10 protein-coding genes are annotated in these 12,313 nt (G+C 59.5%); 3 read left to right on the forward strand and 7 right to left on the reverse strand.

The window, feature by feature from the left end:
* Positions 1 to 420: 420 nt before the first annotated feature.
* From BLU01_RS09730 to amaB, 7 genes are all read right to left on the reverse strand, one after another.
* Positions 421 to 1,137 carry an ABC transporter ATP-binding protein gene (locus tag BLU01_RS09730; protein ID WP_092274036.1) on the reverse strand — a complete coding sequence of 239 codons (717 nt, stop codon included), beginning with the start codon at positions 1,135 to 1,137 and terminating at the stop codon, positions 421 to 423.
* The gene (locus tag BLU01_RS09735; RefSeq protein WP_092274039.1) at positions 1,134 to 2,009 is read right to left on the reverse strand and encodes an ABC transporter ATP-binding protein; all 876 of its coding nucleotides are present in this window, start codon (positions 2,007 to 2,009) and stop codon (positions 1,134 to 1,136) included. Before BLU01_RS09735 ends, BLU01_RS09730 begins: the two co-directional genes overlap by 4 nt.
* Positions 2,006 to 3,289, reverse strand: coding sequence for a high-affinity branched-chain amino acid ABC transporter permease LivM (livM, locus tag BLU01_RS09740; RefSeq protein WP_092274042.1), 1,284 nt, complete (start codon positions 3,287 to 3,289; stop codon positions 2,006 to 2,008). The genes BLU01_RS09735 and livM overlap by 4 nt, the downstream gene beginning before the upstream one ends.
* A 3-nt stretch (positions 3,290 to 3,292) precedes the next feature.
* On the reverse strand, positions 3,293 to 4,207 hold the full coding sequence (locus BLU01_RS09745; RefSeq protein WP_092274045.1) for an ABC transporter permease subunit: 915 nt from the start codon (positions 4,205 to 4,207) through the stop codon (positions 3,293 to 3,295).
* A gap of 240 nt (positions 4,208 to 4,447) precedes the next feature.
* Positions 4,448 to 5,581, reverse strand: coding sequence for a branched-chain amino acid ABC transporter substrate-binding protein (locus tag BLU01_RS09750; protein ID WP_092274048.1), 1,134 nt, complete (start codon positions 5,579 to 5,581; stop codon positions 4,448 to 4,450).
* Positions 5,582 to 5,946: 365 nt separating this feature from the next.
* Positions 5,947 to 7,230 carry an L-pipecolate oxidase gene (gene amaA, locus BLU01_RS09755; RefSeq protein ID WP_092274052.1) on the reverse strand — a complete coding sequence of 428 codons (1,284 nt, stop codon included), beginning with the start codon at positions 7,228 to 7,230 and terminating at the stop codon, positions 5,947 to 5,949.
* 134 nt (positions 7,231 to 7,364) lie between these two features.
* Positions 7,365 to 8,855, reverse strand: coding sequence for an L-piperidine-6-carboxylate dehydrogenase (gene amaB / locus BLU01_RS09760; protein WP_092274056.1), 1,491 nt, complete (start codon positions 8,853 to 8,855; stop codon positions 7,365 to 7,367).
* A 185-nt stretch (positions 8,856 to 9,040) separates the two neighbouring features.
* On the opposite strand from amaB, the gene BLU01_RS09765 reads away from it, so the two are divergent.
* The 3 genes from BLU01_RS09765 (at position 9,041) to nadE (ending at position 12,268) form a co-directional block, all read left to right on the forward strand.
* Positions 9,041 to 9,952, forward strand: coding sequence for a LysR family transcriptional regulator (locus BLU01_RS09765; RefSeq protein WP_092274060.1), 912 nt, complete (start codon positions 9,041 to 9,043; stop codon positions 9,950 to 9,952).
* A gap of 248 nt (positions 9,953 to 10,200) precedes the next feature.
* Entirely contained in the window at positions 10,201 to 11,436 is a 1,236-nt protein-coding gene (gene pncB, locus BLU01_RS09770) for a nicotinate phosphoribosyltransferase (protein WP_092274063.1), read from the forward strand.
* 4 nt (positions 11,437 to 11,440) lie between these two features.
* A complete protein-coding gene (gene nadE / locus BLU01_RS09775) occupies positions 11,441 to 12,268 on the forward strand; it encodes an ammonia-dependent NAD(+) synthetase (RefSeq protein WP_092274066.1) in 828 nt (275 codons plus the stop codon).
* The last annotated feature ends 45 nt before the right edge of the window (positions 12,269 to 12,313 follow it).

Raw genomic sequence — 12,313 nt, forward strand, 5'->3', positions numbered from 1 at the left:
CCTCAACAAAAAGGTTGACAACAGCCGCTGTCAGTCCGGCAAAAACGCCTGATCAAAAAACAACCATCCTTCTGCAAGCCACGGTTTGCAAGGCTTGCAGCCAGCTACTCCCACGTTATTCACAGCCAGTTCCACAGCAAACGGGGACAAGTCAAAAGCGTGACAAAACAACTATTTGCAGCGGCTTTATGTCGCGGTTTCAGAGCATGTGAATATTGTTTTCCACAATTTCCCGAAACCGCACATACGGACCTTGTGGGAGCGAGCTTGCTCGCGATGACGCAAGCTCATCCAGCATCAATGTGACCGATACACCGCCATCGCGAGCAAGCTCACTCCTACAAGAGATTTTCAGTGTATTGAAGACGTAAAAAAGCCCCGGCGATTGCTCGTCGGGGCTTTTTCTATTTCAGCGGCGTATCAATGCCCGCCCAGATAAGCGTTGCGCACCTCTTCATTGACCAGCAATTCCTTGCCGGTGCCGGAGAGACGAATCTCGCCGTTGACCATCACGTACGCGCGGTCCGACAGTTTCAGCGCGTGGTTGGCGTTCTGCTCGACCAGGAAGATGGTCATCCCGGTTTTCGCCAGTTCGCGCAACGTCGAGAAGATCTGTTTCACCACAATCGGCGCCAGGCCCAGGCTCGGTTCATCCAGCAACAACAACTTCGGTCGGCTCATCAATGCACGGGCGATCGCGAGCATTTGCTGCTCGCCGCCGGACATGGTCATGGCCCGCTGGGTGCGCCGCTCTTCGAGCCGTGGAAACAGCTCGAACATCCGTTGCATGTCTTCCTTGGCGTACTTGTCGCCGATGGGAATGGTGCCCATCAGCAGGTTTTCCTCGACGGTCATGTCGGGGAACACCCGCCGCCCTTCCGGCGATTGCGCGATGCCGTGCGAGGCGATGTAGTGCGACGACTTGTGGGTGATGTCCACGCCTTGATAGATGATTTGCCCACTCGCCGCCCGTGGCTGGCCGAAGATCGACATCAGCAGGGTCGACTTGCCGGCGCCGTTGGAGCCGATCAGGCTGACGGTTTCACCTTCGTTGATTTGCAGCGAGACTTTTTTCAGGGCCTGGATCGGCCCGTAAAACACATCCAGATCCTTCAGTTCGAGGATGGGTTGGCTCATAGCACCACTTCCTCTTCATCCGCGCCCAGGTAGGCCGCGATCACTTTCGGGTCATTGCGAATCGCCTCGGGGCCGCCCTCGGCAATGACGATGCCGTGGTCGAGCACCACGATGTGGTCGGAAATGCTCATGACCATGCCCATGTCGTGTTCGATCAGCACCACGGTCAGGTCGTGCTCATCGCGCAACAACCGGATCATCGCGCTCAGCGCTTCGGTTTCCTGCGGGTTGAGGCCCGCTGCCGGTTCGTCGAGGCAAATGATCTGCGGCCGCGTGCACATGGCCCGGGCGATTTCCAGACGACGTTGCTGACCGTAGGACAACTCGCCGGCCAGACGGTTGGCGCAGTCCACCAGGTCCACCACTTCCAGCCAATAGAAGGCGTGGTCCAGCGCATCGCTTTCAGCCTTGCGATAGCCCTTGGTGTTGAGGATGCCGGCGAGCATGTTGCGGTTGACCCACATGTGTTGCGCCACCAGCAGGTTTTCCAGCACCGACATTTCCTTGAACAGGCGAATGTTCTGGAACGTGCGCGCCAGGCCTGCGCGGTTCACCAGGTGGGTGCCGCCGAACATCTTGTAGTACATGCGGCTGAGGAAGGATTTCGGCGAAACGAAATCCACCGCTTTGAACGATTCACCGAGCAACTGGATGACGTTGGTTTGCTGGCCACGCACGTTGAGTTCGATCTTGCCGCCCGAAGCCTTGTAGAAACCGGTCAGGCAGTTGAACACCGTGGTTTTGCCGGCGCCGTTGGGGCCGATCAGGGCGAAGATCGAGTTGCGGTGGACTTTCAGGCTGACATCGCTCAATGCCTTGATGCCGCCGAAGTGCATCATCAGTTTCTCGACCGAGAGTACGACTTCGCTCATGGCGCTACTCCTTTACGCGGTGTCACACCGGTACGACTGATCCGGATCAAGCCACGCGGGCGCCAGATCATCATCAACACCATCAGGATGCCGAACAGCAACACGCGGTATTCGGCAAAGCCACGCAGCAGTTCCGGGGCAACGGTCAGCACGAACGCTGCGATCACCACGCCGATGGTCGAGCCCATGCCGCCGAGAACGACGATGGCGAGGATCAATGCCGATTCGAAGAAAGTGAACGAGGTCGGGTTGACGAAGCCTTGGTAAGTCGCAAAGAACACCCCGGCCAGACCCGCCGTCGAAGCGCCGATGGTGAACGCCGAGAGCTTCACCAGCACGTGGTTCAGGCCCATCGAGCGGCAAGCGATTTCGTCTTCGCGCAGCGCTTCCCAGGCGCGGCCGACCGGCATTTTGACCAACCGATGCTTGATGTACAGCACGGCCAGAACCACCAGGAACAACACCGCGTAAATGAAGTAATACTTCACATCCGGGTTGTAGGCGATGCCGAAGAACTCATGGAACGGGACGCCGCCCTCCTTCGCACGTTTGCCGAATTCGAGGCCAAAGAATGTCGGCAACGGGGCCGCCATGCCATTCGGGCCGCCGGTCAGCGACAGCCAGTTGTTGAGCACCAGACGGATGATTTCACCGAAACCCAACGTCACGATGGCCAGATAGTCACCGTGCAGACGCAACACCGGGAAACCGAGGATGCAACCGGCCAGGCCCGCAGTGATCGCCGCCAGTGGCAGCACGGTCCAGAAACCCAAGCCGAGGTATTGATAACCGAGTGCCAGACCGTAAGCGCCAATCGCGTAGAACGCCACGTAACCCAGGTCGAGCAGCCCGGCCAGACCGACCACGATGTTCAGGCCCAGGCCCAGCAACACGTAGATCAAACCGAGAATGACCACGCCCAGCAGGTAGGAGTTGGAGAAAAACGGAAACACCACGGCGACGACGATCAGGATCGGAATGATCCAGCGCAGTCGGGTTTTGTAATCGGGCGGCAGTACATGAACCCCGGAGCCAGTGCTTTCAAAGCCTTCGAGAATGCGCAGGCCTTTCGACGTTTGCAGGAACAGGCTCAGGGCAAACCGACCGGCCATGACGATGGCGACAATCCACGCCACGCGCGTGGTTTCCAGGTTGAAGCCGTAGCCGTCGAGGACCACGCCGACAATCGGGCCGAACACAATCAGGGCAACAAGGCCGGCAAGAATCGCGTCAACCAGGCTTTTTTTGACATCAATGCTTTTTTGAGTGGTTGAAGACATCGCTTACACCTTCGACACAAGAGGACGGCCGAGCAGGCCTTGAGGCCGAAAGACCAGAACGAGAACGAGCAGCGAGAAGCTGAAAACGTCTTTGTAGTCCGAGTTCACCAGACCGGAGAACAGCGACTCGGAAATCCCCAGGATGATCCCGCCGAGCATGGCGCCGGGCAACGAGCCGATGCCGCCGAGTACCGCTGCGGTGAACGCCTTGATCCCGATGATGAAGCCGGCGTAGAAGTCGAATGTGCCGTAGTTCATGGTGATCAGCACGCCGGCCAGGGCCGCCATCGCTGCACCGATGATGAACACATAGGAAATCACCCGATCGGTGTTGATCCCCAGAATCGAGGCCATCTTGCGATCTTGCTGGGTCGCGCGGCACATGCGGCCGAGCTTGGTGTATTTGATGATGTAGGTCAGCAGGGCCATCCCGGCAAACGCCGCGACCAGAATGAAGATTTTGGTGTAGGTCAGTTGCACAAAACCTGTGCCGACCTCGACGCGCCACGCCCCGGTAAGCAAGGTTGGCACCCCTTGTTGCTTGGCGCCCTGGGCGATCTGTGCATAGTTTTGCAGGATCAGCGAAATACCGATGGCGCTGATCAGCGGTGCCAGTCGGGTGGAGTTGCGCAGGGGTTTGTAGGCGACACGTTCGATGACCCAGCCATACACCGCCGTGACGATGATGGTGAAGATCAAGGTGCCGAGCATCAGCAGCGGGAAGGATTCAATACCGAAGTATGCCAGCAGAGCCAGACTGATCGCCGCGAGGTAAGCGGAGATCATGTAAACCTCGCCGTGGGCGAAGTTGATCATGCCGATGATGCCGTAGACCATTGTGTAGCCGATGGCGATCAGGCCGTAGACCGACCCGAGGGTCAGGCCGTTGACCAGTTGCTGCAGGAAAATACCATCCATAACGCAATCTCACGCAGTGAGAACCTGCACACCGGGGGTGTGCGGTTCTTCTAAGGAAAATACAGATATACGTGGGAGCAATGTCAGTCAGGATCAGGCTGCACACCACCGCCCCCTGTAGGAGTGAGCCTGCTCGCGATAGCGGTTGAACATTCAACAAAGTCGTCGTCTGTCAGTCCGTCATCGCGAGCAGGCTCACTCCTACCAAGAGCCAATGGGGTCAGCTGATCGAGTCAGCCCTTACTTCTGTTTTTCCAGCTGGTGGTATTTGCCGTCCTTGTCCCACTGGTAAACCACGTAGTCGGAGACTTTCAGGTCGCCCTTGGCGTCCCAGGTCTTCTCGCCCATCACGGTTTTCACCGGGTTTTTCTTCAGCCATTCAGCCGCTTTTTCGCCGCTGTTGGATTTGGCGCCGTTGAACGCGGCAGCCAGGGTCTGAACCGAAGCGTAGGCGTACAGCGTGTAGCCTTCAGGCTCGGTGCCGGCCTTGCGGAACTCGTCCACAACGGTCTTGCTGTCCGGCAGCAGACGCGGGTCGGCGCCGAATGTCATCAGCACGCCATCGACAAATTGCGGGCCGCCAGCGGTGGTCACCAGTTCGTCGGTGACGATGCCGTCGTCGGACATGAACTTGACGTCTTTCAGGCCTTGCTCACGCAGTTGACGGACCAGAGGACCGGCTTCCGGGTGCAGACCACCGAAGTACACGACATCGGCGCCAGCGCCGCGGATCTTGGTGACGATGGTGCTGAAGTCTTTCTCGCCGCGGGTCAGGCCTTCATACAGCACAGGCGTTACGCCGCGCTTGGCCAGTTGCGCCTTGGTCGCGTCCGCGAGGCCTTGGCCGTAGGTGTCCTTGTCGTGCAGGACCACAACTTTTTTGCCCTTGAGCACGTCGACGATGTAGTCGCCGGCAACGATGCCTTGTTGGTCATCACGCCCGCACATGCGGAACATTGCGCTCAAGCCGCGCTCGGTGACGGCCGGGTTGGTCGAGCCAGGGGTGATAGCGATGATGCCCGCTTCGTCGTAGATCTCGGAGGCCGGGATGGTCGACGAGGAGCAGAAGTGACCGACCACGCCTGCCACTTTCTGGTTGCTCAGGTCCTTGGCGACCGTTACAGCCTGTTTCGGTTCGCAGGCGTCATCGCCCTTCACCAGCACGATTTTTTCCCCGTTGACGCCGCCCGCTGCGTTGACCGCATCGGCTGCTGCCTGTGCACCCTTCATGTACTGCTCGCCAAATGCTGCGTTGGCGCCCGTCATTGGACCCGCCACACCGATTTTTACGTCAGCCTGTGCAAACGCAGAAACACCCAACGCAGCTGCCACTGCGAGGGCCAGAAAGCCTTTTTTGTAAAACGTCTGGGACATGAGGTGGTGCTCCAAGGTTTTTTTTAGTTGGCACTGCGACTTCTATGAATGCTCAGAGCAAGCGCCGTGCCATCGGTTTTTTATTCTTCAAAAAGTCGCTGCTTTCTTGTTATTTCGACTGTTTCGTTCCCATTTTCATTGGGCGTGCAACCGTCTAAACCGCGGAAGGTGAAACCATTTATTTCAAAAGGCGCAACCCGCATGCGCCATCATTGCAACCGCGGCGCCAAACGACGTGCAACCACCTTGTAACAACGTGCGTCACCGAAGTGCACACTGCTGGTGCGCAACTGCTACAACCCGCACCTTTTACAGGCTAGTCGCTGCGCGAAAAAGCGCCGCTCCCAGCAACAAATTTCAACAAGTCAGATAACGATCCGCAGGCACTGGCCTGCGTGATACAGCGAAAAACCCGCCTCGTATAAACAGCTGCGCAGGCCGACACCGGCCAATGGCTGCATCGGCGCGAAGGGAATCGGCAATGCCTGAGGATTTCCGTTACACAAATAATCGGCAAACGCCTTGCCGACCACCGTCCCGGTAGTCACGCCGCGCCCGTTGTAACCGGTGACGGCCACCAGTCCCGGCGCCGGTTCGAACAGGCGCATCAGGTGATCCGGAGTAAACGCGATGCAACCGGTCCAGGTGCATTCCCATTCAACCGGTTTGAGGTAGGGGAAATAGTGCTGCTGGACGCGATCGGCCCAGGCCTTGAGGAACCACGCCGGTTTCTGATTGCCATTGCCGAGACTGCCGAGCAGCAACCGCCCGTCCTTGTCGCGACGAATGCTGCTGAGCACTTGGCGCGTGTCCCAGGAGCCTTGACCGCCGGGCAGAATCTGTTGCGCGGCGTCTTCGGTCAGCGGCACCGAGGCCACTTGGTAGTAATAGCCGGGGAAGAAATTGCGCCGCAGTTCGGTCCAGTCGCCTTCGGTGTAGGCGTTGGAGGCGATCACCACTTGATCGGCGAGCACCAAGCCTTGCGCAGTTTGCACTGACCAGCGTTGGCCCTGGCGTTCGAGGCGGGTGACCGGCGAATGATCGAACATCTGCGCGCCGAGGTTTTTCGCGGCGTTGGCCAGTCCGGTGGTGTAGGCCATCGGGTTGATCGTGCCGGCACGCCGATCGAGCAGCGCGGCGGCGATTTTCCGGGTTCCGGTCGCCTGTTCGCAGGCTTGCCCGGTCAACAACTCGACCGGCGCGCCGCGGCGTTTCCATTGTTGTTCACGACTGCGCAAATCGGCTTCGCCACGGGCGTTGTGCGCCATGTGCAACGTGCCTTCGCGGCGCAACTGGCAATCGATTTTATATTTGTCGACCAGGCTGAACACCAGCGCTGGCGCGGCGCCGAGCATGCGGTTGAGTTGGCTGCCGACCGCTTCACCAAAACCGGCTTCGATCTCGTCCGGGGGAATCCACATCCCGGCATTGACCAGCCCGACGTTGCGCCCGGAACCGCCCTGCCCGGCGCGATGCGCTTCGAGCACGCAAACGCTCTTACCCGCCTCGCGCAAATGCACCGCCGCCGACAGCCCGGTGAACCCGGCGCCGATGACACAGACATCAACCGTTACTTCGCCCTTCAGCGCCGCGTTATCAGGCCTTTGCGGCGTCAGTTTTTCCCACAGACACTCTTCGCGTAACGGCATTGCCAGACTCCAGTCAGAAACCTAACAAACAACAAAGCAAAAGCTTCGCGGACAAGCCTTGCTCCTACAGTTGAGTGTCGTTCCCACGAACGTCGACAACCTGTAGGAGCGAGGCTTGCCCGCGAAGGGGCCTATCAGTCGAACGTAATCCCCTGCGCCAACGGCAATTCCAGCGAGTAGTTCACGGTATTGGTCTGGCGCCGCATGTACCCGCGCCATGCATCCGAACCCGACTCGCGACCGCCGCCGGTTTCTTTCTCGCCGCCGAACGCGCCGCCGATTTCCGCGCCGCTCGGGCCGATGTTGACGTTGGCGATGCCGCAGTCGCTGCCGACGTCGGACATGAATTGCTCGGCTTCGCGCACATCAGTGGTGAAGATGCACGACGACAAACCCTGCGGCACCGCGTTGTTCAGGCGCAGCGCTTCGGCGAAATCGCTGTAGCCGACCACGTAGAGAATCGGCGCGAAGGTTTCGTTGCAGACCACGTCGCTCTGCTCCGGCATTTCAACAATCGCCGGCGACACGTAGTAGGCATTGGGGAATTGATCCTGCAACTGACGCTCGCCGCCAAACACCCGGCCGCCTTCGCTCAAGGCCTGCTCCAACGCTTCCTGCATGTTTTCGAAACTGTTTTTGTCGATCAGCGGGCCGATCAGATTGCCTTCCAGCGGGTTGCCGATGCGCACTTTGGAATAGGCGGCTTTCAGGCGAGTGACGATTTCTTCCTTCACCGATTCGTGGGCAATCAAGCGACGCAAGGTGGTGCAACGCTGGCCGGCAGTGCCGACGGCGCTGAACAGGATCGCGCGCACGGCCATGTCGAGATCGGCGCTTGGGCCGAGGATCATCGCGTTGTTGCCACCGAGCTCAAGAATGCTGCGGGCAAAACGCGCGGCGATTTTCGGCGCCACTTCGCGGCCCATGCGCGTGCTGCCGGTGGCGCTGATCAGCGCGACACGCGGGTCATCGACCAGTGCTTCGCCGGCATCGCGGCCACCGATCACAACCTGGCTCAGGTGCGGCGGCGCATCGCTGAAGTTTTTCAGCACACGATCGAACAGTGCCTGGCAGGCCAGTGCGGTCAGCGGGGTTTTTTCCGACGGTTTCCAGATCACCGGGTTGCCGCAGACCAGCGCCAGCGTGGTGTTCCAGGCCCAAACCGCAACCGGGAAGTTGAACGCGCTGATCACGCCGACGATGCCCAGCGGGTGCCAGGTTTCGCGCATGTGGTGGCCCGGGCGCTCGGACGCAATGGTCAAACCGTACAACTGGCGGGACAGGCCGACGGCGAAGTCGCAGATGTCGATCATTTCCTGCACTTCACCCAAACCTTCCTGAGTGATCTTGCCCGCCTCCCAGGACACCAGCTCACCGAGATCGGCTTTATATTCACGCAGGATGTCGCCGAGTTGCCGCACCAGTTCGCCACGGCGCGGCGCCGGGACCTTGCGCCACAACTCGAACGCATGATCTGCACGACTGATGTGCTGCTCGACTTCGGCGGCGCCCTCCCAGTTCACAGCAGCGATCTGGCTGCCATCGATCGGCGAATGCACCGGCACTTTGCCGTTCTGGTACAGGGCCGGGTTCACACCAAGACGATCAAGCAATGCGGCAACCATGGGTCACTCCTCAAGCGAAAAACGGAAATCGTGCAGCCGCACATTCACGACTGATCAGGCCTGTAGTTGTAGCGCCGTCGAGACGAGCCAACAAACGACCATTAAGCGAGATATCATTCCGTTTATTCATGCTTCGCCTCAGTCGGTAACAGAAAAGCATAGAGCAACAAGAAAAAGGACCAGCCATGCTGAATAAACGCTACTTGCCGTCGATCACCGCGCTGCAGTGTTTCGAGGCCGTGACCCGACATCTGAGCTTCACCCGCGCCGCCGAAGAGCTGAACCTGACCCAAAGCGCCGTCAGCAAACAAGTCGCGCAACTCGAAGAACTGCTCCAGCACCTGCTGTTCCGCCGCGTGCGCCGACGCTTGCAAATGACCCCGGCCGGCGATTTGTACCTGGTCGAGGTACGAAAAATCCTCACGCAAGTGGAGATGTCCACGCATTACCTGCGTTCCTACGGCGGCGACACTGAAGTCCTGCGCGTCTCAACGCCACCGACCTTCGGCGCACGGTGGCTGGTCCCACGCCTGAAAGGCTGGCGCCTGCGTCATCCGTCGATTCATCTGGATCTGTGCAGCGAGCAAGAGGCCGACGATTTGCTCCAAGGGCGCAGCGATCTGGCGTTCTACTTCGGCCAAGGCTCGCGGCCCGGCACCGAATGCCTGAAGCTGTTCAGCGAAGAACTGGTGCCGGTCTGCGCCCCCGGCAGCCTGCCGGACACGCCGTTTACCGACCCGACGCAACTGACCGATCTGGTCCTGCTGCAAAACGCCTCGCGGCCGCAAGCCTGGCACGACTGGTTCGACACTCAGGGCTACCACACCGAACACAGCTACCACGGCCCGCGCTTCGAAACCTTCTATATGTGCATCCGCGCCGCCCAAGTCGGCTGCGGCGTCGCGCTGCTGCCACGGTTCCTGGTGGAAGAAGAACTGGCCGACGGCAAACTGGTGATCCCGTGGAAACACGCAATGCCCAGCAGCGACGCGTATTACCTGGCGTACCCCGAACATTCAGCCGAAGTGCCCAAGGTCCGGGATTTCGTGAAATGGATGCTGGAGCAGATTGATAGTCCGGATATGGCGCAACATTGAGCCCACATCCGATCCTGTGGCGAGGGGGCTTGCCCCCGTTGGGTCGCGCAGCGGCCCTTAACATCGACGATTGCCGCGCCGCCGAACGGGAACAAGCCCCCTCGCCACACAAGCTCGCCCCCACGGGAATCAGTGCTGTCTAAAAAATCGCTGGCAATCCCCACCACTGATATGCGCCACTAGCCCCCATTCATTGAAACAGCTGAAACGTCGCGAGCACCGGCCGCGGCCAGCGTGGAGACTTCCTTATGAGCGAGAGCGTGTTTGGCGATCGCATCGTGCAAAACCTGCTCGACACCGACTTCTACAAACTGACGATGATGCAGGCGGTGCTGCACAACTACCCTAACGTCGAAGTCGAATGGGAGTTTCGTTGCCGCAACAGCGAGGATTTGCGCCCTTATCTGGCGGAGATTCGTTATCAGTTCGAGCGTTTGGCCGAGCTGAGCCTGAGCGCCGACCAGTTGAGTTTCCTCGAACGCATCAGCTTCATGAAGCCGGATTTCCTGCGTTTTCTCGGCTTGTTTCGCTTCAACCTGCGCTACGTCTACACCGGCATCGAGGACGGCGAGTTGTTTATCCGTCTGCGCGGGCCGTGGCTGCATGTGATTTTGTTCGAAGTGCCGATGCTGGCGATTGTCAGCGAAGTGCGGAACCGCTATCGCTACCGGGAAATCATTCTGGAGCAGGCGCGCGAGCAGCTTTATCGCAAGTTCGACTGGTTGACCGCCAACGCCAGCAGCGACGAATTGTCCGAATTGCAGGTAGCCGATTTCGGCACTCGACGTCGGTTTTCTTACCGCGTGCAGGAAGAAGTGGTGAACGTGCTTAAACACGATTTCCCCGGCCGCTTCGTCGGCACCAGCAACGTGCATCTTTCCCGCGAACTCGACATGAAACCGCTGGGCACCATGGCCCACGAATGGATCATGGCGCATCAGCAACTCGGTCCACGGTTGATCGACAGCCAGATTGCTGCGCTGGATTGCTGGGTTCGCGAATATCGCGGGTTGTTGGGCATCGCCCTCACCGATTGCATTACCACCGACGCTTTCCTCGGCGATTTCGACCTGTATTTCGCCAAGCTTTTCGACGGCTTGCGCCATGATTCCGGGGACCCGGTGCTCTGGGCCGAGAAGTCGATCGCGCACTACCACAAGCTCGGCATCGACCCGATGAGCAAGACGCTGGTGTTCTCCGACAGCCTGTCGCTGCCCAAGTCGCTGGAAATATTCCGCGCGTTGCGGGGTCGGATCAATGTCAGTTTCGGCATCGGCACTAACCTGACCTGCGATATTCCCGGGGTTGAACCGATGAGCATCGTGCTTAAAATGACCGCCTGCAACGGCCAGCCGGTGGCGAAGATTTCCGATGAGCCGGGCAAGACGCACTGCAAAGACCCGAATTTCGTCGCCTATTTGCGACACGTGTTTAAAGTACCTGCCTCCATTTCCAGCCCATCTGGTATCCCCAGCAAGGAGTGAATTCATGCAAGCCGTACAGCGTGAGATTGCTGAGCAGCTCAAGGTTCAGCCGCCGTTCGCCGATCAAGCGGCGCTCGAGGCGGAAGTCGCCCGACGCATTACGTTTATCCAGGATTGCCTGGTCAATTCCGGGCTCAAGGCGCTGGTGCTGGGCATCAGCGGCGGCGTTGATTCGCTGACGGCGGCGCTGTTGGCCCAACGCGCAATGCGCGAATTGCGCGTCAGTAGCGGCGACGACAACTACAAGTTCATCGCCGTGCGCCTGCCGTACGAAACGCAATTCGACGAGAACGACGCCCAGGCTGCGGTGGATTTCATCGCCCCCGACGAGCGCCACACGGTGAACATCGGCCCGGCGGTCAAAGCCCTCGCGGCCGAAGTCGCCGCGTTCGAAGGCCAGCATGCGGTGTCGGTGGACTTCGTGTTGGGCAACACCAAGGCGCGGATGCGCATGGTCGCGCAATACACCATCGCCGGCGCCGCTCAAGGCCTGGTGATCGGCACTGACCACGCGGCGGAGGCGGTGATGGGTTTCTTCACCAAGTTCGGTGATGGCGCCTGCGACTTGGCGCCGTTGAGCGGTCTGGTGAAAAATCAGGTCCGCGCGATTGCCCGCAGCTTTGGCGCGCCGGAATCGCTGGTGGAAAAAGTGCCGACGGCTGACCTTGAAGACCTGTCGCCGGGCAAACCGGACGAGGCGTCGCATGGCGTGACGTATGCCGAGATTGATGCGTTCCTGCATGGCAAGCCAGTGCGGGAAGAAGCGTTCGAGATTATTTGCGCTACGTACAGGAAGACGCATCACAAGCGGGTTATGCCGTTCGCCCCGTGATTGCGCCGGTGCAAGTCCCGGTATAAGTGCCGGCGTAGGTGCCGA

It is taken from the genome of Pseudomonas prosekii (assembly GCF_900105155.1).
Lineage (GTDB): Bacteria > Pseudomonadota > Gammaproteobacteria > Pseudomonadales > Pseudomonadaceae > Aquipseudomonas > Aquipseudomonas prosekii.